The following is a 24,531-nucleotide window of genomic DNA, read 5'->3' as shown; positions in this document are numbered from 1 at the left end:
CATATTTAAATAAGCACTGAGGTGCTCTTAATGAGCCCTCAGTTATTTAACCTTTAGGTAGTATCAATAAACACGATACAACTTAATGACCCATAAAATGAAATCAAAGGATTTTTTAATGAGTGATTTACAACAAGCATCGCGACAAGCAATTCATTTGATGGATTTAACCACACTGAATGATGACGACACGGATCAAAAAGTGATTACGCTATGCAAACAAGCACAGAGTGCTGCAGGTAACACTGCTGCTGTTTGTATTTACCCACGCTTTATTCCGATTGCACGTAAAACATTACAAGCACAAAAAACTGGCGATATTAAAATCGCAACAGTCACAAATTTCCCACACGGTAATGACGATATCGACATTGCTGTCGCTGAAACTAAAGCCGCTGTCGCCTATGGCGCTGATGAAGTGGATTTAGTATTTCCATACCGAGCATTAATAGCGGGCAACGCTACGGTTGGAGAAAAAATGGTTAAAGCCTGCCGAGAAGTTTGCGGCGAGCAAGTCACTTTAAAAGTGATTATTGAAAGCGGTGAGTTAAAAACTGCCGAGTTAATTGAGCAAGCAAGTTCAATTTGTATTAATGCAGGCGCTGACTTTATTAAAACATCAACGGGTAAAGTACCAGTCAACGCAACATTAGAAGCAACAAGAGTAATGATTGAAGCAATTAAAAAGTCAGGCAAGGATATTGGCTTTAAAGCCGCAGGTGGTGTGAAAGATGCACAAACTGCAAATGATTACATGCAATTAGCCCGAGATATTATGGGTGACGATTGGGTGAACACAGAGCATTTCCGTTTTGGGGCTTCAAGCCTTTTAGGAAGCTTATTAGCGGAATTAAATTTAGCGACTAAACCCGCTGAAACTGGAGGTTACTAATGAAACGCACCATTATTCTATTACTTGATTCTTTAGGTATAGGCGCAAGCCACGATGCAGACCAATTTGAAGGCAGCTTAGCCGATGGCACTACTTTTAATGATGTGGGTGCAAATACATTTGGCAGTATTGCCAAACTTTGTGCAACAGGTCAAGCAGATATAAATCGCAAGGGTCCGTTAGTGGTACCTAACCTAACTAAATTAGGCCTAGCACATGCTTGCCGAGATAGTTCAGGCGAGTTCCCACTAGAACTCGACGAAACTGTTGTTCCTGTCTCTGCGTATGGTTACGCACAGGAAATCTCTACGGGTAAAGATACGCCAAGTGGTCACTGGGAAATTACTGGCGCACCTGTTTTGTACGAATGGGGATACTTTAAAGACAAGAAAAATAGTTTCCCGAAAGAACTATTAGATGCAATTGTTGAACGTTCAGGCATTTCTGGTTACCTAGGAAATTGCCATTCATCAGGTACGGTTATTTTAGATGAATTAGGCGAAGAGCACATGAAAACCGGTAAGCCGATTTTCTATACATCAAGTGATAGTGTTTTTCAGATTGCCTGTCATGAAGAAACCTACGGTGTTGAGCGTTTGTATGAGCTATGTGAAATTGCACGTGAGCTATTAGAGCCTTACAACATTGGCCGAGTGATTGCGCGTCCATTTTTAGGCACCGCACCGGGCAATTTTGCGCGTACTGGTAATCGTCATGATTACTCGGTATTACCACCTTCTGAAACCTTGTTAGATCGCATGAAAAATGCCGGTGGAGAAGTGGTCAGTATTGGTAAGATTTCGGATATCTTTGCAACCCAAGGTATTACCCAAGCGATTAAAGCAACGGGTCTAGAAGCATTATTTGATACCACTTTACAATCGCTAAAAGACGCAGATAAAGAAACCATTATATTTACAAATTTTGTAAATTTTGATGCGGATTTTGGTCATCGTCGTGATGTGGCAGGTTATGCCGCAGCGCTTGAGTATTTTGATACTCGTTTACCAGAAATGCTTGAGTTGATGGATGACGACGACCTATTAGTGTTATCAGCAGACCATGGTTGTGACCCAACTTGGCCTGGTTCTGACCACACTCGTGAACATATTCCGGTCATCTTCTACGGTAAAAATGTACCTGCAGGCCCAGTCGGTTTGCGTGACACCTTTGCTGATATCGGACAAACAATCGCGGAATATCATCAATTACCAGATCTTGAATACGGTAAAAGTATTTTTAAATAATTATTGGAGAATTAACATGGCAACACCACATATTAACGCAGTCGACGGCGCATTTGCAGAAACAGTATTAATGCCAGGCGACCCTTTACGAGCTAAATACATTGCAGAGACCTTTTTAGAAGACGTTGTGCAAGTGACGGATGTTCGTAATATGCTTGGTTTTACTGGTACTTACAAAGGCAAACGCATTTCAGTTATGGGCAGCGGTATGGGTATCCCATCATGTTCAATTTATGCTACTGAATTGATCAAGGATTATGGCGTTAAAAGCATTATCCGTGTAGGTAGTTGTGGCGCAGTAAGCAAAGACATTAAAGTCCGTGATGTGATCATTGGTATGGGTGCATCAACAGATTCAAAAGCAAACCGTATCCGTTTTGCTAATCATGATTTTGCTGCTATTGCAGATTACAGCCTACTAGAAAAAGCTGTGAACTCAGCAAAAGCGCACGGTATTAAAGCGCAAGTGGGTAACATTTTCTCTGCTGATACTTTCTATACACCTGAGCCTGAAGTGTTTGATACGTTAGAAAAATACAATATTTTAGGCGTAGAAATGGAAGCGGCTGGTCTATACGGCGTGGCAGCTGAATACGGTGCAAAAGCACTATGTATTTTAACCGTATCGGATCATATCCGTACTGGCGAAAAACTGTCTTCAGATGATCGTCAAACAAGCTTTAATGAAATGTTGTTAATAGCGCTTGATTCTGTGGTTGCAGAATAAAAAAGTACATCTAAAAATTCCTGCCATTTAATGCTTATGGTCCTCCCTAAGCGGCAGGAATTTTAGCCATCATCCAATGTGACGTTATGGATGATAGTCATAAAAAATAGCCTATTTTTGGACGTGAATTATCATGTCTAGGGTTTGTTTTACTTAATAAAAGGAACTTTACAATGAAAAAAACAATACTTGCTCTTAGCTTAGCAGCAGCAATGCCAACGTTTGCAGCCGATTATACCGATGGCGATACGCATAAAAATGATTATAACTGGATGCAAGGCAATTTAATGTATGCCGTTAATGAACTTCCAGGTGAATCAGACCATGACTATCTTGAGCTTGAGTTTGGTGGCCGTTCTGGAATCTTAGATTATTATGGTTATGCTGATGTATTCAACTTAACTAGTAGTGACTCTTCTGATAAAGATGGAAAAGATAGAATTTTTATTAAATTTGCACCTCGTATTTCACTAGATGGTTTAACTGGTACAGATTTATCGTTTGGCCCTGTTAAAGAATTATACATAGCTACTTTATTTAATTGGGGTGGCGGTGGTGCAACTGTATGTGACTCAGATGGAAATAATTGTAATGAAAGCACAACTACAAATAATGCTTTTGTGGGACTTGGCTCTGATGTAATGGTACCTTGGTTAGGTAAAGTCGGTTTAAATGTTTACAGTTTATACGACTTAAATGAAAAGGATTGGGATGGTTTCCAAGTTTCTACTAACTGGTTTAAACCTTTCCACTTCTTTGAAAATGGTTCATTCATTTCGTACCAAGGTTATATCGATTATCAATTTGGAGTTGATGATAGTAATTCTGGACTTAAAACAGATAATGGCGGTGTAATGTTTAATGGTATTTACTGGCATTCAGATAATTTTGCTCTAGGTTATGGCTTGAAAGCATTTAAAGATGTTTATGGTCTTAAAGACGATGGTTTTGCAGGCAAAACAACTGGATTTGGTCATTACTTTGCTGCTACTTACAAGTTCTAAGCATCACTTTTTTGAGTGCATCTAAATAACATGTAGCCAATCTAAATAATTGCAGGATAGTCTTTTATCCTGCAATTCATTTCACAAAACCCCGATATTAACCTCTGAATTATTTGTAAATAGACTTAAACCTATTTTCAAATCATTTAGCTATTCACACTCAAATCATTTAATTATTCACTTCTTGATGCCTGTTTCATTAACTAATTGAACGAATATCAAGCAGAGGACATAAATTTAAGGCTGAAATTGTTATTAGCCAAAATAATCAAAAGTGCGGTTATTTGTTGTTAAGCTTAGGTTCAAATAATAAGTGCATAAAAATGAAGAGCTAAGGGGTAAATAGAAATTTATACTCGCTTTTAACGACAACGGGCATAAAAATTACAATAGTGCGTTATTATTCGAAATATGTTCTGCCTGTGCTAATTACATCCTGCCAACACATTATGTTAATAGGGTTTAAGTTTAGTTTAAAAAGTGACATTTAGTCGGATTTTATGATGACAAAAAATAACCACATTCTTTATACTACATTTACTAAACCACTTTAATTTGTAACCTCGGAAATTGCATTTTAAGGTGGTTTAATTTTTTATCATGGTTTCAAATACAGAGGAATGAATATGATCACTAAAAACTTACCGCTTACTGATATACATCGCCATTTAGATGGCAACATTCGTATTGAAACCATTTTAGAATTAGGCCAAAAATTTAATCTTGCTTTACCTGCAACAACAATTGATACATTGCGTCCCTTTGTGCAAGTCATTGAAGCTGAGCCTAACTTAGTTGCTTTCTTATCAAAACTAGATTGGGGCGTGGCAGTGCTGGGCGATTTAGAAGCTTGTTATCAAGTGGCCTATGAAAATGTCGAAGATGCTAAAAATGCGCAGATTGATTACACTGAATTGCGTTTTTCACCTTATTACATGGCGTTAAAACACAATTTACCGGTACAAGGTGTGGTTGAAGCTGTCGTTGCTGGTGTTGCTGCAGGTAGTCGAGACTTCAATGTAAAAACCAATTTAATTGGTATTATGAGCCGTTCATATGGTACTGAAGCATGTCAAATAGAACTAGACGGCTTACTTAGCCAGAAAGATAAGTTGGTTGCAGTAGACCTTGCTGGTGATGAATTAGGTAAACCAGGTGACCTGTTTGTTAATCACTTTAAGCAGGTGAGGGATGCAGGTTTACGCGTCACTGTGCATGCTGGAGAAGCTGCTGGTGCAGAAAGCATGTGGCAGGCGATTAAAGAGTTAGGTGCGGAACGTATTGGGCATGGCGTTAAAGCTATCGAAGATATGAAGTTAATGGATTATCTTGCAGCGAATAAGATTGGTATCGAGTCTTGTATTACTTCTAACTTACAAACCAGTACTATTGCCGATATTACTAATCATCCTATTAAAACTTTTTTAAATCACGGTGTAATGGCGTCATTAAACACTGATGATCCTGCAGTTGAAGGTATCGAATTACCTTATGAATACGAAGTAGCTGCAATACAAGCAGGGCTGTCATTAGCACAAATTAAACAAGCGCAAATTAATGGTTTAGAAATGTCATTTTTATCAGCACAAGAGAAACAAGCTTTACGTGACATTGCTGAAAAACGCTAATTTATTGAGATACTTTCATTCTTTTTAGTTGAAGTTAGAATATAAAAAATATAAAAAAGGGCTAAGTAATTAGCCCTTTTTTGGTTCTGTAAAATACTAAGGTTTATGAGGACTGTTGATTGTTTTGTTTAAACCAGAAACATCAACAGCCCTAAGTAGATTAGTGTGAAAGTATTTGATCTAAGAATAGCTTAAGTCGGTCAGATTGTGGGTTATCAAAGAACTGATGCGGTTCATTCTCTTCAATTACTTGTCCAGCATCCATAAAGATGACGCGATCTGCTACTTTCTTCGCAAAGCCCATTTCATGGGTTACACAAATCATCGTGATACCTTCGTCAGCTAACTCCACCATTACGTCTAATACTTCCGATACCATTTCGGGATCCAGTGCTGACGTTGGTTCATCAAATAACATGATTTCAGGATTAATACATAGACAACGTGCAATCGCTACACGTTGTTGTTGTCCACCTGATAGCTGGTTAGGGTACTTATGTGCTTGATCCGCAATTTTCACACGCTCAAGGTAATACATCGCTGTTTCGATGGCTTCTTTACGAGGCTTTTTGTGTACCCAAGTTGGTGCAATCAATAAGTTCTCTAACACTGAAAGGTGTGGAAATAAATTAAAGTGTTGGAACACCATGCCCACTTGTGCGCGAATGTGACGTACGATCTTCACATCATCAATCAGCTCTGTTCCATTAATATGAATTTGGCCTTGTTGAAATTTCTCAAGGTGATTCAAACAACGGATAGTGGTTGATTTACCTGAGCCCGATGGGCCACAGATAACGACTTTCTCGCCTTTTTTAATATTTAGATTTACATCTTTTAGTACATGGAAATCACCATACCACTTGTTGACGTCCTTCATTGTTATCATAAATTCTTGGTCTGACATGACGTTTCCTTTTAATGCTCGGTGTTAAATTTGCGTTCAATCGATTTTGAATATTGTGACATAGTAAAACAGCATACCCAGTAAATAAGGGTTACAAAAACATAGCCTTCTACTTCGTAGCCTAGCCAATTAGTATCACTGTTAGTCAGTGTTACCATGGCAAGAATGTCGAACAAACCGATGATTAAAACAAGGGTAGTATCTTTAAATAACGAGATAAACGAACCCACTAGATTAGGAATAGATATTTTTAAAGCCTGCGGAAGAATGATTAAAATCATTCCCTGCCAGTAGCTAAGACCTAGTGCTTCACTTGCTTCGTATTGACCTTTTGGTATCGCCTGTAAACCACCACGTACCACTTCTGCAATATAAGCCGCTTGGAATAGCGTGATCCCTATTAAAGCGCGCAGTAACTTATCAAACTCAATACCATCATGAAAAAATAACGGTAATACCACTGAAGCCATGAATAGAATAGTGATCAGCGGAACACCACGTACAAATTCAATAAAACCAATACATAAGGTTCTTAGAATAGGCATATCAGATTGACGACCTAGGGCTAATACAATACCTATAGGGAACGAAGCGATAATACCAACGGCTGCAACTAAAATGGTTAGCATTAAACCGCCCCATTTTTCTGTTTCAACTGTTTCTAGACCAAACCATCCACCACTAATTAAAATGAAACAAACAAAAGGGAATAGCAACATCAGCACTATTTTAGATTTGTTATTTTTTAATACTTTTAATGCGATTAAGAATGCAACGCATAGCACTGCAACTAGGTTAGGGCGCCAATGTAAATGTTCAGGGTAAAAACCATAAATAAATTGATCGAATTTCTCGATGATAAATATCCATCGTGCACCTGAATTAACCACTTCATCCTGTGTTCCGCTCCAAGTTGCATCAAATATCATCCAATTTAACAGCGGAGGAATGGTGACGTAAATAAGGTACAGACCAACCAAACTTAATAAGCTATTTCTTACATCCGAGAATAGATTTGTTTTTAACCAAAAAATAATGCCTTTACTTCCCGAAGGGGCAGGCTTGGCTTCTTTCATTGTATAAGTTGCCATTTTAACGTCCTTTTATAGCCATTTTGGCGTTAACCCAGTTCAATAACAGTGAGATAACAATACTGATAGTGAGGTAAACAGCCATGGTCATGAGTATTATTTCAATTGCTTGACCGACTTGGTTTAATGTTGTTCCAGAGAATAATGTGACCAGTTCAGGATAACCAATCGCGGTTGCTAAGGATGAGTTTTTAGTTAAGTTTAAAAATTGATTAATCACAGGTGGAATGATCACGCGTAATGCCTGTGGTAAAACAACCTTTGATAAAATAACATGATCTTTTAAACCCAATGCTTTAGCCGCTTCTTTTTGTCCTTTAGGCACAGCTTCAATGCCGGCACGAACTGCTTCTGCGATATAAGTTGCTGTGTAGATGCTTAGTGCAAATAAAAGCGCTAATAACTCAGGAATAATGGCTAGGCCACCTCTAAAGTTAAATCCTTTTAATTCAGGATAAACAGCTGAAATAGGCTGGCCTACAATAAAGTAAACTAATGTTGGCGCTAGGATCAAAATAGCAAGAGAGACTTTAATAAGTGGGAATTCTTCACCTGTTTTATCGTGGCGTTTTCTTGACCATCGAGTCAGATAGAAAACCGCTGCGACAGCAATGATAAACGAGATTAAAATAGCGCTACTACCACTTTCAAAAATAGGTTCTGGTATTAATAAACCACGATTATTTAAGAACACACTGTCTAAGTAATTCATACTTTGACGTGGGCTAGGTAATGCCGCTAGTACAACGTTATACCAAAATAGAATTTGTAATAGAATAGGAATATTACGGAATGTTTCTATATAGATAAGTGATAGTTTAGAAATCAAAAAATTGTTTGATAAACGTCCAATACCAACTAATAACCCCAGAATAGAAGCGAAAATAATGCCTAAAATAGAGACTAATAAAGTATTTAATAAACCGACAATAAATACATCAAAGTAAGTCGATGTACCATCATCGTAATTGGTAAGAGTTTGGCTGATCCCGAAACCAGCGGTGTTATCTAAGAAAGAGAATCCAGTTGTTATGCCACGCTTTTCAATATTCTCGAACATATTATTAGCAAAATAAAATGCACATAAAATGACGGCGATTAAGGCAATAATTTGGAAGAAAACTGCACGGTGTTGGGGGTTGTTTAAGAAACCTTTACCGTCTATTGGGAGTTGTTTGTTGTTCATAATGTGCCTTTTAATCAGCTAGGGAAAAGGGGGAGGTAAACTCCCCCTAAGAGACTGTTTAAAATTAACGAATTGGCATTGCGTACATTAGACCGCCTTGGTTCCATAGTTTGTTTAAACCACGGTCAATATTTAGCGGAGAATCTTTACCTACATTTTTATCAAACATTTCGCTGTAGTTACCTACTTGTTTAACAATTTGGTAAGCCCAGTCAGATTTAAGACCTAGGTTTTCACCAGCGTTACCTGTAGTACCTAATAAACGTTTGATACTTGGGTTTTCTGATTTCATCATTGCTTCTGCATTACTAGAAGTAACACCTAGTTCTTCAGCTTCAAGTGCTGCAAATAAGCTCCAACGTACTACGTTGAACCAATTATCATCACCTTGACGAACAACAGGACCCAATGGTTCTTTAGAAATGATTTCAGGTAATACCATTACTGTGTTTGGATCATCCATTTTTAATTTCAAACCGTATAACTGAGATGCATCTGATGTTACTGCATCACAACGACCTTTTTTGAAACCATCAATAGTTTGACCTGATGTATCATAAGTTACGGCTTTGTATTCCATGCCATTAGACTTAAAGTAATCAGTTAGATTAAGTTCAGAAGTAGTACCTGCTTGAATACAGAACGTTGCACCATCTAGCTCTTTAGCCGATGTTACACCTAGTTTTTTACTGATTAAGAAACCTTGACCATCATAATAGTTAACACCAGCAAAGTTTAAACCTAGTGATGTATCACGAGTCGCTGTCCAAGTAGATGAACGTGCTAACAGATCAATTTCACCACTTTGTAGTGCTGTAAAACGCTCTTTTGCTGTCAGTGGGATATATTTAACTTTACTTGCATCACCTAATACTGCACTAGCAACAGAGCGACACATGTCAACATCGATACCTTTCCATACACCTTTAGAATCTGCTGCTGAGAAGCCTGGGATACCTGTCGATACACCACAGTTTAAAACATCTTTTTCCATTACATCTTGTAATGTGTCAGCGTGAGATAGAGAAGGGATTGCTGCAGTAAGACCAACCAATAATGCTAATTTTGTCACTTTCATTGTATTTTCCTTGTGGCTTAAAATTATAGTCAAATCAACTATGAATATATGGGTACGCACTAAAAACGATATTCATATAAAGTAATTACAGCAACTTACATGCCACTTTATGATGAATGCTCATTAATAATACGAAAAAGGAGTAATTAAAACGCCATCCCGTATATTGAACAGTTGCATCATATGCGAGGGTTCTACCTCATTAGGGTTTGTCTATCTATTTATTTGATTTAGGTCATGTTTCGGTTTGTTTTTTAACGAAAAATGAGTTTTAAACGTCATTTATGAGCAAATTAAAAAAGAACAATCTGCTCATTTTTGACTGAAGTTAAGGGTTGAGGGTGTTAATTGAGTGGCTGTTATGTATTTTTGCTGTTTTTTGGTGCATTTTTATTAACTTTATTAGTTGTTTTGCATCCCATTGGTGCGTTTTACCTGAACAAGCTAGCTCAAGTTGTTGCAAATTACTTTTAAGTTGTTGTTTTTGATCATCCGGCAATGGGCTAAATACCGTAATTTGTTGTAATTGCGTAATATCAGCATGTTGTGACTGAAAATAGCGTAATAAATAGGTATAAACCTGTTGCGGCGTTGATTGCTCACAAGCTTGTAATAATTGTTGGTAGGGTGTTGCTGTTTTATTGTTATTACTTGGGGTAACCACTGCTTTTAATTGTTTATTAGTTTTTACAAAGTATAAATAGATACAAAGTGAAATAACTAGAATTAAAAGTATTAGTGCACTGATTTGCCAGAACAATAAACGTTTTGTTAATTGTTCATTTTCAGCCACATATTCATTGAGCTTGTTTTGTGCATCGTTGTTGGCTAATTGTGAAGCTGCCGAGAGTTCACCCTGAGTGCTTGCATCATTATTTACAACGTTACTGGCATTGCCCTGATGACCATTATTGGTGTTTGGTAATGCCGCTTTGATAGTTAATGTTTGCGCTGGTAGTGTTGCAAACTCTTGTTGTTCAGTTTTACTATTCCACCAAGGAATTCTTATTTCAGGTAAAACTAGCTCGCCACTTTTATCAGCAATAATCGCATGGGTAATAGTTCGTTGACTATATAAGACACCATTTAACGTTCCTTGTTTTAAATCATCTTGATCAGGGTAGTAACGTAAGGAGCTGTCATAGTTAAGTTTAATTTCAGGCATCTTGTCGACGCTAATTGATGCCACTCGTAAGCTAATGCTACGTGTGATTGGGTCGCCAACGGTATAAGAAGCTGCCTGTAAGTTATTATTTTCAACTAAATGTACATCTTCGCTGATCAACCAATCGCCTTGATAATTAGCCGGCATCGGTTTTACAGTGATGGCAATGCTATTACCTCGTATATTAATAGGTTGTGAAATGATCCTATTTTGCCAATCGCTGACATTGACATTTTTACGAATTGAGCCCACCAAGAGTGGGGAAGTTATCCTCACATCACCGGCTTGTGTTGGCGTTATCTGATATTGATAAGTGAATACCTTATAGCGAAGTCCATTAAGTATCACTTGTGTTTGCTGGTTATCATTACTGATACGCTCTATATTTGCAGCTGCTAATGTTGGCGCTTGTACATCACCATCGACGATATTTTCAGAGACATAAATTTTGCTTTCTAAAATAATAGGTTGATCTAAATAAACTTGTGTTTTATCGACGCTGTTTTCAATAAAGATAGTGTCGCCTGAGGTAGATTGTTGTTCTTCACCAGCTTCTTTAACTTGTATTGTTATTGGGTCGGTTAAAAGATCACCGATTGCTAGAGCAGGAATGGTAAAATTACCTACTTTATTGGCCTGTAAGCGTAATACCCATGTGATTTTTCGATTAATATCACCATTAATAATTGAAGTGCTTTGACTTCGAGACGGGCCACTTACTTTAAAGTCATCAGTCAATGCACTAGTATCGAGTTGATATTCTGATCCCGTGTCATTAACTTCTATGGTTAAAATAAAAGTATCCCCCTGAAAAACCTGATTATTACTAACTGATGCCGTTGCTTGTGTCGCGGCAGAAGCAGAGGAGCTGATCGCAATTAAAAGTAGGATCACACTTAAACATTTATGTAAAAACGGCATTACCAGATTTCTCCGTTATTTTTTTGTAAAACAGGTTTATTAGCGGCTCTCTTTCTATATTCAAGCTGCATTTTATTGCGTAATAATAAAGAAGGATCATCGGGCATATTCTTTAACCAAATCGGTAATTCTTCATACTCTTTATTAACGTCTTCTTCATTTGTTGATGATAATGCATTGGCTTCCTGGTCTGCGGCTTGATCCTGCTGTGACTGTGCCGCTGCATTCATTTCCGCTTGTTGCTGAGCCAGTTGCTCTTGCTGCTCAGATGATTGTTGTTCATCTTGCTGGCTTTGACCTTGCTGGTCTTGTTGGTTCTGCTGCTCAGATGATTGTTGTTCATCTTGCTGGCTTTGACCTTGCTGGTCTTGTTGGTTCTGCTGCTCAGATGATTGTTGTCCATCTTGCTGGCTTTGACTTTGTTGATCCTGCTGCTCAGATGATTGTTGCCCATCTTGCTGGCTTTGACCTTGCTGGTCTTGTTGGTTCTGCTGCTCAGATGATTGTTGTTCATCTTGCTGGCTTTGACCTTGCTGGTCTTGTTGGTTCTGTTGCTCAGATGATTGTTGTTCATCTTGCTGGCTTTGACCTTGCTGGTCTTGTTGGTTCTGCTGATCCTGTTGCTGTTTTTGCTCTTGCTGCTCTAGTAATTTCTCAACTGCCTCTTTATTGGCTTTAGCTTTAGCAAAGTCTGGCTGGAGTGCTAATGCCTGCTGATAACTTTCTAATGCTTGTTGATACTTTTTTTGCATCGCTTGTGCATTACCGAGATTATAAAGCGTCGTTGCATTTTTAGGATTTACTGTTATTTGTTTTGAATAAATCGCTTCAGCTTGTTTGTATTGTTTATCTTTGAATAGTGCGGCGGCTCTCCAATCTGGATTGTGAAAGTTGTCACTGGCCTGCGTATAGTCGCCATCTTGCAAAGCCTGGTAGGCATTCTGCTCACTATTTTTCCATATTGACGCTTCTACTTTCGGTGTTGTTAATGGCAAAGTGAGCGCTAATAATGCAACATAAAAAGTACCTTTCCTAAATAACAATAAAAATAGGGGTAAAAGTAATAAACTTAACCAATAGCCATCATCAATCAATTGTTTACTAGCCATGTTTTTAGAATTTTTCTGGTTCTCTTTTACTGCTTTATTGGTGTCATAATGATTCGCTAGTAAAGGAATTTCTTGTCCCTTAGCATCGAAAGTTAAATACAAACCATCACTCATATTAGCGATCGGATAAAGCTTATCTGCTTCTAGTTTTGGTATAACGATATTACCCGCATCATCTTTTAATAAGCTGCCATCAGGTAATGTGATCGCAGCCCCCGCAGGTGTAGCCATTGCTAATACTGATACCATCCATTTTGTACCTGTAATGAGATCCTTCATTTTATTCAAACTTTGTTGATCAAACCCGTCACTAATAAAGACAATTTGTCCCTGTTGATACCCGGCATTTTCGAGTAATGAAATCGCTTTTTGTAGCGCGAGGTCAGGTCGAGAACCTTTAACTGGCATTAACTCCGGTGAAAGGTGCGGAATATGATTAATAATGGCATTACTGTCTATGGTGAGAGGGGTGATAGTAAAAGCATCACCAGCATAGGCAATCAGGCCTTTTTCACCTTCCGACCATTGTTTTAATAGCTCGATTGCTTTGTATTTAGCGCGGCTTAATCGGTTAGGTTTAATATCCGTTGCATACATCGAATAGGATAAATCGAGTGCAATAACTTGTGCTTTTTGTATTTCATAAACAGGCAATTCAACACTACGCAGGCTCGGCCCTGATAATGCAATACAAGCAATGGCCGATAATATAGTGATGACTAGGCGATTATTTTTGCTGGTTTCAGGCAAGGTAACCAAATGTTCACTTAAATGATTGGCAATAATACCGGTTTGTTTATGTTGACTACGCTGATAACGCCATAAACTATAGACGGCGATAATGATTAACCCAATTAGCCAATAAGGACGAATAAAGCTTAATGGGCCAAAAGTGCTGGCTAAGGTGTCATTAAAGTTCATCTTCACCTCTTAGTTTTAATGAAATAATTACCATTGATAAAATCAATATTGCCAACGATAAAGGCCAAAAAAACAAGTTTTTCTCTGGTCTAAACTCTAAAAACTCACTATCTACGGGTTGTAATTGGTTAATCGTATCGTAAATTTTTTGTAAGTCTTCCTGGTTTCTGGCTCTAAAGTATTGCCCATTAGTTAATGTTGCAATCTTAGTTAATGTTTTTTCATCTAAGTCCGCAGAAGGGTTAACACGTTGGTTGCCAAAGAAACCTCGCTTAATCATTTCATCGGCACCAATACCAATGGTATATATTTTAATATTATTTTTAGCGGCTTGTTGCGCTGCGGCAATCGGTTTAATTTTACCCGCTGTATTTGCGCCATCGGTCAGTAATATTAAAACACGTTGTTCATTTTTATTTTCTACAAAGCGTTTAATGGCCATTGCGATCGACTCTCCGATCGCGGTACGGTTCCCTACTAGGCCGATTTGTGTTTCATCTACCATGGTGGAAACAGTCTCCACATCAAAGGTTAACGGAGTCTGTAAATAAGCATGGTCGGCAAACAAAATAAGCCCTAAACGATCACCTTGTCGTGCTTTAACAAAGTCTTTAACGATTGATTTTACTAAGGTTAAACGATTTACCGTTTTACCATTTAATGGCATATCCACTTCATCCATACTGCCTGATAAATCCAAAGATAAAATCATATCGCGGCTTTGTTGTTGAATGCGGATAGGTTGATCGTACCAAATAGGTTTAGCGATGGTGGCAAGTAATAAAAACCATAACAACCAAGGAATAATAAAACTGATCAGAGGATTTCTTTTAGTCGTTTTTTGTTGCTGTAAACCATCAGCAAGCGGGATCCATACCTGTGTGTAAGATTGTTTTTTAGGGCTTAGAAAATAACGGACTAATAAAGGCAGTGGTAATAATAGAAAAACCCACCAGTATACAAATTCAAACATCTTTTTTACCTGCTAACTGCTTATTTTTTAAAGCTAACGTTTGACGTGCTTTAAACTGTGTTGGAAATGCTTGTATCCATTTTTTGGCAGAGAGAAAATCCTTTTCAGTACAAGAGGAGTTATCTTGATATAAACGACGGCAAAACTCATCCTGATTATTGAACAGAGTAACACCTTGTTGCGTATGGTGTGCTTGTAAAAAGTTAAACCATGCTTGTCCAGTAATCGATGCGACTTGTTCACGAGGGTAATAATGTAAACATAAGCCTTTTAATAATTGGTTTAATTGTGCAAAGCTGGCGTTATCCTTTTGTAATTGCTGCAATGATGCCAAGGCTTGTTTCACTATTCTTTTCTTTTTGATATAGCGTTTAACTAAAAAAAACGTTAACCAGCTAACGGCAATGACCGCAACCAAAATTAACCAATAAATAGGTGCTGGAGGCCAAGCAGACGGCACATCGACAGGCAATATTATTTGTTCAAATGGGTTATTGGGCGTAGGCATTAAATTGCTCCAATAATGGCACTGCTGCACTGATATGGTAATGTGCAATACCATACTTAAGTAAATTATTTTCCATTAATTGCTGACGTTGACTAGCAGCTTCTTGGTAAGATTGTTGTTGTCGTTGATTACGTAAAAAACCACTGCCTTTGATTGAATTAATTTTTAAACCCGCTTGTAACGCTTGTTTGGGTAAGTGCGATTCAAGAGGGTCACTAATTTGCCAGACGGTGACTTGATTATGCCGCCGCATTAAATTAATAAGTTTATAACAGGCTGAATCTAATTGAGAAAAGTCACTGATTAAATGAACTTGGCTACCGGTTTGTACTAAATGAGATAGTCGTTTTAGCTGTAAAAAAAGTGATTGTTGCTGCGCTGTTTTAAACGCTATTTTTTTACATAACGTTTGGCTTTGATGTAAAAAGGCCATTAAGCCTTTATTACGTGATGTTGGTTTTAGCTCTGCAACCTGTTGTTGATTAAATACAATCCCACCCAAACGGTCATTTCGCTGTTTGGCTTGCCAACTTAATAGGGCGGCTAAATGGCAGGCTTGTACAGATTTGAACACTAATTGGCTGCCAAAAATCATACTATCGGAAACATCAACTAATAAAAAAACTGGGCGTTCTTTTTCTTCTTGAAATAATTTAGTGTGTGCTTTGCCTGTTCTTGCGGTTACCGCCCAATCAATGGCACGTACATCATCACCAGGTTGGTAATGACGTACTTCAGCAAACTCCATACCACGGCCTTTAATATTCGCTAAATAATTACCAGAGAGTTGGCGTGTTGCCGGTAAGCGTTTGGCATTAAGCGAAAGTTTACCGTGCTGTTTATAACTGAGCAATTCAGTTAATTGCACATCCACCCCTGTGGTATAAGGCGTATTAGTAAAAATAGCGGGCACGTTATTATCCATTATCCTGCAATAGCCACCTGATTAATGATTTCTTGAATAACTTGATTGGCACTGACACCTTGTGCTTCAGCTTCATAACTTAAAATAAGACGATGGCGTAACACTGGATACAAGTTACTAATGATATCTTCTGGCATTACATAATCACGGTCATTTAACCAAGCGCGTGCTTTGGCGGTACGCATTAAAGCCAGTGTTGCACGCGGGCTCGCACCATAGCTTATCCATTGTGCTAACTGCTCACCAAAACGAGCTGGCTGGCGCGTTGCAATAATTAAATCAATCAGATATTGCTCTAGGTGCGGAGCAATACTCACTTTCATGACCTCTTCACGCATGGCAAAAATTTGTTCATTTAATAGGGGAGTAACTTCCGCTACTTTCTCTTTCAAAATCTCTTTTTGGTTCAACTGTAGAATCGCGCGTTCGGTTTGTGCATCCGGATAATCCAGTTGAATATGCATAATAAAACGATCTAATTGTGCTTCAGGTAAGGGGTAAGTGCCTTCCTGCTCAAGCGGATTCTGTGTTGCCATCACTAAAAATAGCTCCGGTAACGGATAGGTTGTTTTACCAACTGTTACCTGCCGTTCTGCCATTGCTTCAAGTAATGCAGATTGTACTTTAGCCGGTGCTCGGTTAATTTCATCAGCTAAGATCAGGTTATGAAAAATGGGACCTTTTTCAAAAATAAATTGACCCGTTTCCTGACGAAAAATATCAGTACCTGTGACATCAGAAGGTAATAAGTCGGGGGTAAATTGAATACGGTGGAAGTCACCTTCAATACCATCAGATAATGCATTGATAGCACGTGTTTTTGCTAAACCAGGTGGGCTTTCAACTAAAATATGTCCATCGGCTAATAAGGCAATTAATAAGCTATCAACTAACTCGCTTTGCCCTAATATCATTTGATTTAAATAGTGACGTAATTGATTTAATTGTTGTTTTGCCATTGTGAGTATCTTCATTAATTTATTTTGAGGAAAATATACTGCCTATAAAGGGCAAGTTCAAGACCCAAAAGTTCAATCCTTATAAACAATAAGTTACAATTATTTCTTTAAAGTACTTAAAAATATTGTAATAGATCAAAAGCTTTGCTGAAAAAAGACTTTTATTGTTTTATTTAGGCTATATTGATTGTATTACTTTATTCATTAATTATTTAAGGGAACCGCTATGAGTCAATTAGAATCAATCATTTGGCATGTACTAGGTTATATGGCTATGCCAACTATTTTTGTGGCTGGTTTTGTTGCTGTATTTATAGGTGCTGTTGCTATTTTAAAAATCTCAGGTGATACACCTGTCGAAGATTAATCAAAGCATGTTAATGCTACCTATAAAGATAGCTATCAATTGTTTATAATGCTTAAGCTCCATTTAATGTAATGGGGCTTTTTTTTGCTCAGGAGAAATAAGTTTATGCAGATATATATAATGCGCCACGGACAGGCAGAGATGATGGCTTATTCAGATGCTGAGCGTAATTTGACCGATATCGGTCGTTTAGAGTCTGAATTAATGGCTAAATATTTAGTGGAACAGGATGTGTCACTAGATGCCGTATTAGTCAGTCCCTATGTTAGAGCGCAGCAAACTTGGGAGTCTGTAAGCCCATTTTTTGAAGGTGTTACTAACATTCAAGTATTGCCTTGTTTGACCCCTAGCGGCAGCGCCCGTAAAACAGTGGATGAGTTATTAGCAATGCAAGCGCAAGGGGTGAAGTCAGTGATGATTATTTCTCACCTACCTTTAGTGGGTTACATTGTAGGGGAACTTGCACCTGCGGCTGGCGTACCTGCTTTTTCAACGTCAGCGGTTGGACACCTTTCTTTGAGTGATGAAGATGGTTTTGCCGAGTTATTGAGTTTGACAACGGTTCCTCAAATAAGCGATTAAGATTGCTCAAACAAGAGTAATGAATAACAACTGTCTCAGCCCTAAAAGTGTGTTGCTGAGATGGTAAGTTGTTATTATTCCAATCAATAGATTTGCTCGGTTTCAAATGCCCTAAATACTAAATACTAAATACTAAATACTAAATACTAAATACTAAATACTAAACCTTAAAGCATTAAATCAATTGTCTAGCCATCTCTTTTGCGAGCAAGGCTGATTGTTTGATACCCCGCGTGTGAGCCATCACAATAGCCCCTTCAATTAATAAACCTATTTGATCCGCTTTGTGACTTTCTTGTTCTGCTAATTGTGTATAGATGACATCTACAATCGCTTGTTTATGTTTTGCCGCAAATAGATTGATTGGATGATTAGGATCGGCATATTCCGCACTGACATTAATAAAGTTACATCCAAAGAACGTTTCACTGTTAAACCAATCATTTAAATCATCAAAAATAGCCAATAGTTTTTCACTATCTGCTTTATTCGTTGCCGCATTAGTTGATGCGTTTTTTATCGATTTTTGGTCCGTTAAGTCATGCTTTAACTGTGTTTTAGTATTGTTATCAATGGTCGCTTGAAGTCTTGTAATCACTTGCTCATGACGAAGTTGCAGAGCAGCTAAAATTAACGCTTCTTTACTGCGAAAATGTTTGTATAGGGTTGCTTTGGAAACCCCTGATTCCGCTAAAATCAAATCAATACCCGTTGCATGGTAGCCATATTGATTAAACAGAGTCAGCGCAGTTTCGATCAAATGTTGTTTTCTTGGTTGCATATTATCGCTTGTCCTTTAGACCACCATTTTATTTTTAGTAAGTATAACCAATTTAAACTTGACGTAAACAGTTCTGTTCACCTATAGTGAGTGAACAGATTTGTTCACTCTAATTTATAAAACTAAAAGGGCTTCATTATGTGCACTACTTCATCATCAAACACAGCATCAAACACAACTACAAACAGCGATGTAACGGCTATTACTACTTTAGGTCTTCACCATCTTGGTCTGAGCGTTACCAATATTAAAGAGGTGGCCAGCTTTTTCATTGAGCAATTAAATTTTAAACAGGTCGGTGAAAAACCTGACTACCCAGCTATTTTTATCTCTGATGGTACGGTGATGTTGACGTTATGGCAGATTAAAGATGCAGATAATAGAGTGGAATTTGACCGCACAAAAAATGTAGGTCTGCACCATTTTGCCTTGAAAGTTAGCACTATCGATCAGTTACAAGCCGTTTATCAAAACCTGACTAAACTCGATAATGTTGAGATTGAATTTGCACCAGAAGCCTTAGGTGCTTCACCTTTTCAACACATGATGTGTTTGATCCCAGGTGGCATTAGACTTGAACTTATTAGTGAATAATAAGTTAACAAAAAAATCTAATTATAAGTGAGCTAATCAAATGAATAAACTAGTGGTCAATAGCTGGCATCAAGGTGAATTGTCGGTACAAAAACGTGCGGGTACAGCGCAAAAAATGGCAGAAGTTGGCCCTAAGTTTATTCGAGAATTTATGCCACAACAACATCGTGATTTTTTTCAATCTCTATCGATGATATATATCGGTTATAGTGATTCAAAGTCAGAAACTCGCGCCAGCCTATTATTTGGTGAACCCGGCTTTATAACTTCATCCAGTGAAACCACCTTGCAGATCAATACACAATATTCGCTTAATGATTTTAATAATAATCATCTTAATGTGGGTGATAGGGTTGGGTTGTTGGGGATTGAGTTTATCAGTAAAAGGCGCAACCGACTCAACGTGATAATTACCGATATCAACCAAAAAAATATTCAAGTTAAGGTATTACAAAGCTACGGCAATTGTCCTAAATATATTCAACTTAAAATACTGGTAACGAATCCACATTATGATGCTAAATTAACTAGTTCGACCGTATCGCTAACGCAAAACATTCAAGAATTGATAATTAATGCAGATGCCTTTTTTATTGCCAGCCGCTTTGATGATGGACAAGCATTAAATAATCGAGGTGTTGATATTTCTCATCGTGGTGGTGTGGCTGGTTTCATTACCATTAATGAAAAAGGACAGTTATTAGTGCCTGATTACGTTGGTAATGGTTTTTTTAATACCTTAGGTAATTTGTTAGAAAATCCTATTGCGAGTTTATTATTTTGCGATTGGCAGCAAGGTCATGCCTATCAAATAACGGTATCAAGTGAAATTTTGTGGTCAGAGCAAAGCCTACAAAGTATTCAAGTGAATACGCAACAAAAAACAGCACGCACACTTTGTTTTACTCCTATTAAAATAGAAAAATTAACCGATAGCTTGGCGTATCGAGTTATTTAATCGTGATGTTTTATTACCTCCTATTTGGTTAAAATATTAAGTAATTACTCAGCACCCATTAAAACTGAGTGCTTTTTACCAAAATAAAAACGTAAATGCTCAGGGCTAAGCTATTTATGCTTAGTTCAAGGCGAAAAAGCGCAGTTTAGTGGTTTAAATGAGCATTTTTCAACGAAGAAATAGGCTTAAATAGTGACGGCCTGAGTAGTTACAATATTAATTCATATTTCTGTCATAGAACCCCCATACCATTCGATCTGAAAAACAGCTTCATCTCAGCTGAAACGTATCTTTATGATATTAAAAAATATTTCACGTTTATTATTTCTGAAATTATTTTCTTAATTTTTTCGTTGAAATATTATTCAATTAATTTAATATATATGGATATTCGTATATGTGGATGTAGTTATGTTGCCTAACCAATTTTTCAAAATGTTATCAGATGAAACACGTTTACGTTGTTTGATTTTAATTGCGCGTGAAGATCGCGTGAGTGTCGGTGAATTATGTATCGCGCTGGAACAAAGCCAGCCCAAAATTTCAAGGCACCTCGCTATTTTACGACAGTCAGGTGTGTTACTTGATCAACGTGAAGGGCAGTGGGTGTATTACAAAGTGAATTCAGAGTTGCCAGGATGGATGCGTAAAGTCATTAGTGGATTAACCGCATCCAATTGTTTGAAAGCAGAATATCAACAAGATATTGAAAAATTTCAACTTGGGAACAAATAGCTAAAACAAGTTAGTTACTAAAAAATAATTAAAAACTTAATCGGTAACGCCTGTGTTAACTGTCTTGAAAAACACCGAACTCAGGCTTGGTCTAAAACAATTAATGCTAACGAAAGCTTATTATTTGAATTCAAGAATACTAATAAAAGCTTAATTTATAAAAGTGAGAAATGTAATGACAATTAAAGTAGGTATAAATGGATTCGGACGTATCGGTCGTTTAGCAATGCGTGCAGCATTTGATTGGCCTGAAGTAGAATTTGTACTAATCAATGATGTCGCAGGTGATGCCGCAACATTAGCGCATCTATTAGAGTTCGATTCAGTACAAGGGCGCTGGAAGCATGAGGTGGCTTGTACCAAAAATACCATGCAAGTTGCGGGTAAATCGATTGCGGTGACACAACAGGGTGAAATCGATGCTGTGGATTGGTCTGCTTGTGATGTCGTGATTGAGGCAACGGGCGTGAATCGAGATAAAGCATTATTAGATAAATACATTCAACAAGGTGTCAAACGTGTGGTGGTATCTGCACCGGTTAAGCATCCTGACATCGCAAATATTGTTGTGGGTGTGAATGACCATGTTTTTGATCCGCAGTTACATAAAATTGTTACCGCTGCGTCATGTACTACTAACTGCTTGGCGCCGATTGTTAAAGTTATTCATGAAAAAATTGGTATCAGCAACGCCGCATTTACGACTATTCATGATTTAACTAACACTCAAACCATTCTTGATGCACCGCATAAAGATCTACGTCGTGCCCGTGCCTGTGGCATGAGTTTGATCCCAACCACAACGGGGTCAGCGAAAGCGATTGTAGAAATATTTCCAGAATTAAAAGATAAAATAAATGGTCACGCAGTACGTGTTCCCTTAGCTAATGCCTCATTAACCGATATCGTTTTTGAAGTGGCGCGCGATACTACGGTGGAAGAAGTTAATCAGTTATTAGCAGAAGCGGCTGACGGTGAACTAGCAGGTATTTTAGGGTTTGAAATGCGTCCGTTAGTGTCAATTGATTACCGAGGTGACCAACGCTCAACCATTGTTGATGGATTATCTACCATGTTAATTGGTAAGCGTATGTTAAAAATCTACGCTTGGTACGATAACGAAATGGGTTATGCAACGCGTACCGCTGAGTTAATGAAAAAAGTCGCTTTAGCTTAAACGACTTAAACGACTTAATTACAAGTGAGCATTAGGAATAGTAGCAATGAAGTGGTTTTTAAAGCTTGATAAATCCTTAAGACAGTACCTTTTGGTAACGTTTAATTACTGGAACTTTACTATCACCGATGGTGCATTGCGCATGTTAGTGGTGCTGTACTTTTATCAACTGGGTTACAGCCCATTAAATATCGCTTTATTGTTTTTATTTTATGAAATCTTTGGTGTGGTGACTAACCTTGTTGGCGGTTGGTTAGGTGCAAGGGTAGGTTTAAACCGCACCATGAATATCGGTTTAGGTATGCAAGTTTTTGCATTATTGCTACTTACCGTCCCCAGTGAATGGTTAACTATTCCTTGGGTGATGATGGCGCAAGCCTTGTCGGGGATTGCTAAAGATCTGAATAAGATGAGTGCCAAAAGTTCCATCAAAACCCTCATTCCTAATAACCAACAAGGTAAACTTTATCATTGGGTTGCTGTATTAACTGGTTCCAAAAATGCATTAAAAGGCGCGGGTTTTTTCATTGGTGGTTTACTGTTAACGCTGGTGGGATTCCAAGTGGCCTTGACGATCATGGCGGGTGTATTAGCGGTGGTTTTTGTAATGAGTTTATTGTTCCTAGAAGGGGACTTAGGCAAGGCAAAAACTAAACCAAAATTTAGCCAGATGTTCTCCAAATCAGGCCCCGTGAACATATTGTCAGCGGCGCGATTATTCTTGTTTGCTTCACGTGATGTCTGGTTTGTAGTGGCTCTGCCTATCTACTTAGCGAGTATCTTTGGTTGGTCACATTCAATCGTTGGTGGTTTCTTGGCTGCTTGGGTGATTGCCTACGGCATCGTGCAAGGATTTGCGCCTAAGATCACTGCGTTCTTTGCTAAAGAAGGCTCAGCGCCAGGCGGTAAACATGCCATGTTATGGTGTGCATTATTAGCAGTTGTGACTGGTGCATTAGCAGCAGGTATTCAACTTGAATGGCAAGTGCAGACACTGATAATCGTGGGTTTATTAATCTTTGGTGCAATCTTCGCCATTAACTCATCTTTACATTCCTACTTAATCATCAGCTATGCAAAACAAGATGGCGTGTCATTAGATGTAGGTTTTTACTATATGGCAAATGCCATGGGGCGCTTAGTAGGAACCGTATTATCTGGGTGGGTTTACCAAGCCTACGGTTTTGCCGCATGTTTATGGATTGCATTTGCGTTCTTGGTGATCACTAGCATCATTTCATTGAAGCTGCCGGAGTCGAGCAATAAACAGTAGAATTTAATGAATCAATGAGAAGTAAACAAAAGCGCTATTGTTAGTGCTTTTTATTATCTGCATTAAATCGTGAAATGAATGTTTCTATTAACTTTAAACGACAAAGTATATTGATCCCGCATTTCCTGCATTAATATAGGATTTATTTATCTATTTTCATGATGAATAGTTAGTATAAGTAATTTAACTAATTGATTAATTGTTTTTTATTGTTATGGTTAAATCAAATTTAAGTAACAAGTAGATGTTTTCTATCCACCTGATAGATAGAGTGGTTCTGCTTAGTTACGATGTTATGTGCTTAAACAATCTGGTGTAAATAATGAAGTTGGTGAAACAGTTCACTATAAACCTAGATAAATTAGATTTGAGTGGCGAACGAAAGGCTGACTTGCTTGCTAAATATTTATCTGCAAGTGCCAAAACTGAATCTGAGATGAATGAATATTTTGAAGTTATCCCTCCTGAGTCAGACAAGAAGAAAAGGGGGAAATCAAAAGGTAATAGTAAAAATAAAAGTAACTACTCAGCACTTAATTCACATTTTTGATAATTTATAGAAGATCAAAAAGGATCAACTTGATTGATCCTTTTTAGTCGTTACTCTAACTACTTTCTTCCTATTCTTATGATGAGGCAAAATGAAAGTAAGTGGTCTCGATATTGAGAGTAATGTCGAAAAGATAAAACAACAGATAGAAGCCGATAAAACATTATCGCCTTCTATGCGTACAACGTTAGATTTATTACTGCTTATCGTTAATTTGCTTTGTCAGCGTCTCGGCCTCAACAGTCGTAATAGTAGTAAGCCACCATCAAGTGC

At 37.8% G+C, this 24,531-nt stretch carries 24 protein-coding genes and 1 pseudogene; 14 read left to right on the top strand and 11 right to left on the bottom strand.

From position 1 onward, the window contains the following. Positions 1 to 118 precede the first annotated feature (118 nt). The 5 genes from deoC to add all read left to right on the top strand — a co-directional run bounded on the left by deoC (position 119) and on the right by add (position 5,498). Entirely contained in the window at positions 119 to 892 is a 774-nt protein-coding gene (deoC, locus tag MT390_RS17115) for a deoxyribose-phosphate aldolase (RefSeq protein ID WP_499442325.1), read from the top strand. Then, on the top strand, positions 892 to 2,139 hold the full coding sequence (locus MT390_RS17110) for a phosphopentomutase (RefSeq protein WP_028867065.1): 1,248 nt from the start codon (positions 892 to 894) through the stop codon (positions 2,137 to 2,139). The genes deoC and MT390_RS17110 overlap by 1 nt, the downstream gene beginning before the upstream one ends. A 16-nt stretch (positions 2,140 to 2,155) precedes the next feature. Beyond that, positions 2,156 to 2,866 carry a purine-nucleoside phosphorylase gene (gene deoD / locus MT390_RS17105; protein ID WP_028867064.1) on the top strand — a complete coding sequence of 237 codons (711 nt, stop codon included), beginning with the start codon at positions 2,156 to 2,158 and terminating at the stop codon, positions 2,864 to 2,866. 173 nt (positions 2,867 to 3,039) lie between these two features. Further along, entirely contained in the window at positions 3,040 to 3,870 is an 831-nt protein-coding gene (locus MT390_RS17100) for a nucleoside-specific channel-forming Tsx family protein (protein WP_499442322.1), read from the top strand. Positions 3,871 to 4,496: 626 nt separating this feature from the next. Beyond that, on the top strand, positions 4,497 to 5,498 hold the full coding sequence (gene add, locus MT390_RS17095) for an adenosine deaminase (RefSeq protein WP_499442320.1): 1,002 nt from the start codon (positions 4,497 to 4,499) through the stop codon (positions 5,496 to 5,498). A gap of 160 nt (positions 5,499 to 5,658) precedes the next feature. Here the strand turns inward: add and MT390_RS17090 are convergent, their stop codons facing one another. From MT390_RS17090 to MT390_RS17045, 10 genes are all read right to left on the bottom strand, one after another. Further along, entirely contained in the window at positions 5,659 to 6,387 is a 729-nt protein-coding gene (locus tag MT390_RS17090) for an amino acid ABC transporter ATP-binding protein (RefSeq protein ID WP_182690702.1), read from the bottom strand. A gap of 29 nt (positions 6,388 to 6,416) precedes the next feature. Beyond that, positions 6,417 to 7,496 carry an amino acid ABC transporter permease gene (locus MT390_RS17085; RefSeq protein ID WP_499442318.1) on the bottom strand — a complete coding sequence of 360 codons (1,080 nt, stop codon included), beginning with the start codon at positions 7,494 to 7,496 and terminating at the stop codon, positions 6,417 to 6,419. Position 7,497: 1 nt separating this feature from the next. Beyond that, on the bottom strand, positions 7,498 to 8,682 hold the full coding sequence (locus tag MT390_RS17080) for an amino acid ABC transporter permease (RefSeq protein WP_499442316.1): 1,185 nt from the start codon (positions 8,680 to 8,682) through the stop codon (positions 7,498 to 7,500). Between the two features lie 64 nt (positions 8,683 to 8,746). Then, complete coding sequence (locus MT390_RS17075; protein WP_028867058.1) at positions 8,747 to 9,760, bottom strand: amino acid ABC transporter substrate-binding protein; 1,014 nt, start codon at positions 9,758 to 9,760, stop codon at positions 8,747 to 8,749. A 328-nt stretch (positions 9,761 to 10,088) separates the two neighbouring features. Then, positions 10,089 to 11,846, bottom strand: coding sequence for a BatD family protein (locus MT390_RS17070; RefSeq protein ID WP_499442314.1), 1,758 nt, complete (start codon positions 11,844 to 11,846; stop codon positions 10,089 to 10,091). Then, the gene (locus tag MT390_RS17065) at positions 11,846 to 13,876 is read right to left on the bottom strand and encodes a vWA domain-containing protein (protein WP_499442312.1); all 2,031 of its coding nucleotides are present in this window, start codon (positions 13,874 to 13,876) and stop codon (positions 11,846 to 11,848) included. Before MT390_RS17065 ends, MT390_RS17070 begins: the two co-directional genes overlap by 1 nt. Next, on the bottom strand, positions 13,866 to 14,849 hold the full coding sequence (locus MT390_RS17060) for a VWA domain-containing protein (RefSeq protein ID WP_499442310.1): 984 nt from the start codon (positions 14,847 to 14,849) through the stop codon (positions 13,866 to 13,868). Before MT390_RS17060 ends, MT390_RS17065 begins: the two co-directional genes overlap by 11 nt. Next, entirely contained in the window at positions 14,842 to 15,357 is a 516-nt protein-coding gene (locus MT390_RS17055) for a DUF4381 domain-containing protein (protein ID WP_166371982.1), read from the bottom strand. The genes MT390_RS17060 and MT390_RS17055 overlap by 8 nt, the downstream gene beginning before the upstream one ends. Further along, positions 15,341 to 16,282 (bottom strand): DUF58 domain-containing protein, encoded by a 942-nt coding sequence (locus tag MT390_RS17050; RefSeq protein WP_028867054.1) that lies wholly within the window; start codon positions 16,280 to 16,282, stop codon positions 15,341 to 15,343. The genes MT390_RS17055 and MT390_RS17050 overlap by 17 nt, the downstream gene beginning before the upstream one ends. Then, positions 16,282 to 17,241, bottom strand: a complete 960-nt coding sequence (locus MT390_RS17045) for an AAA family ATPase (RefSeq protein WP_166371983.1) — start codon at positions 17,239 to 17,241, stop codon at positions 16,282 to 16,284. Before MT390_RS17045 ends, MT390_RS17050 begins: the two co-directional genes overlap by 1 nt. A 226-nt stretch (positions 17,242 to 17,467) precedes the next feature. On the opposite strand from MT390_RS17045, the gene MT390_RS17040 reads away from it, so the two are divergent. Both MT390_RS17040 and sixA read left to right on the top strand, forming a co-directional pair. Then, positions 17,468 to 17,608 carry a TIGR02808 family protein gene (locus MT390_RS17040; protein WP_084296167.1) on the top strand — a complete coding sequence of 47 codons (141 nt, stop codon included), beginning with the start codon at positions 17,468 to 17,470 and terminating at the stop codon, positions 17,606 to 17,608. A gap of 105 nt (positions 17,609 to 17,713) precedes the next feature. Beyond that, positions 17,714 to 18,190, top strand: a complete 477-nt coding sequence (gene sixA, locus MT390_RS17035) for a phosphohistidine phosphatase SixA (protein ID WP_028867052.1) — start codon at positions 17,714 to 17,716, stop codon at positions 18,188 to 18,190. Positions 18,191 to 18,365: 175 nt separating this feature from the next. Here sixA and MT390_RS17030 read toward each other — a convergent pair whose 3' ends face one another. Beyond that, positions 18,366 to 18,971 carry a TetR family transcriptional regulator gene (locus tag MT390_RS17030; RefSeq protein ID WP_499442307.1) on the bottom strand — a complete coding sequence of 202 codons (606 nt, stop codon included), beginning with the start codon at positions 18,969 to 18,971 and terminating at the stop codon, positions 18,366 to 18,368. 138 nt (positions 18,972 to 19,109) lie between these two features. Here MT390_RS17030 and MT390_RS17025 point away from each other — a divergent pair, with 138 nt between their 5' ends. The 7 genes and pseudogenes from MT390_RS17025 to MT390_RS16995 all read left to right on the top strand — a co-directional run. After that, the gene (locus MT390_RS17025) at positions 19,110 to 19,565 is read left to right on the top strand and encodes a VOC family protein (protein ID WP_499442305.1); all 456 of its coding nucleotides are present in this window, start codon (positions 19,110 to 19,112) and stop codon (positions 19,563 to 19,565) included. 40 nt (positions 19,566 to 19,605) lie between these two features. Beyond that, positions 19,606 to 20,523 carry a hypothetical protein gene (locus MT390_RS17020; RefSeq protein ID WP_499442303.1) on the top strand — a complete coding sequence of 306 codons (918 nt, stop codon included), beginning with the start codon at positions 19,606 to 19,608 and terminating at the stop codon, positions 20,521 to 20,523. Between the two features lie 411 nt (positions 20,524 to 20,934). Continuing rightward, a complete protein-coding gene (locus tag MT390_RS17015) occupies positions 20,935 to 21,258 on the top strand; it encodes a metalloregulator ArsR/SmtB family transcription factor (protein ID WP_499442301.1) in 324 nt (107 codons plus the stop codon). A 175-nt stretch (positions 21,259 to 21,433) separates the two neighbouring features. Further along, positions 21,434 to 22,435 (top strand): ArsJ-associated glyceraldehyde-3-phosphate dehydrogenase, encoded by a 1,002-nt coding sequence (locus MT390_RS17010; RefSeq protein ID WP_166371988.1) that lies wholly within the window; start codon positions 21,434 to 21,436, stop codon positions 22,433 to 22,435. Positions 22,436 to 22,481: 46 nt separating this feature from the next. Next, on the top strand, positions 22,482 to 23,708 hold the full coding sequence (arsJ, locus tag MT390_RS17005) for an organoarsenical effux MFS transporter ArsJ (RefSeq protein WP_499442300.1): 1,227 nt from the start codon (positions 22,482 to 22,484) through the stop codon (positions 23,706 to 23,708). Between the two features lie 322 nt (positions 23,709 to 24,030). Beyond that, positions 24,031 to 24,258 carry a hypothetical protein gene (locus MT390_RS17000; RefSeq protein WP_499442298.1) on the top strand — a complete coding sequence of 76 codons (228 nt, stop codon included), beginning with the start codon at positions 24,031 to 24,033 and terminating at the stop codon, positions 24,256 to 24,258. A gap of 91 nt (positions 24,259 to 24,349) precedes the next feature. Further along, a pseudogene (locus MT390_RS16995) lies at positions 24,350 to 24,531 on the top strand (IS66 family transposase); the annotation flags it as partial.

Origin of the sequence: Vibrio sp. 2-Bac 85, from assembly GCF_037546705.1 — a bacterium.
Lineage (GTDB): Bacteria > Pseudomonadota > Gammaproteobacteria > Enterobacterales > Psychromonadaceae > Psychromonas.
Note: the sequence above shows the minus strand (reverse complement) of the source record. Positions and strands in the feature narration are given on the sequence as shown.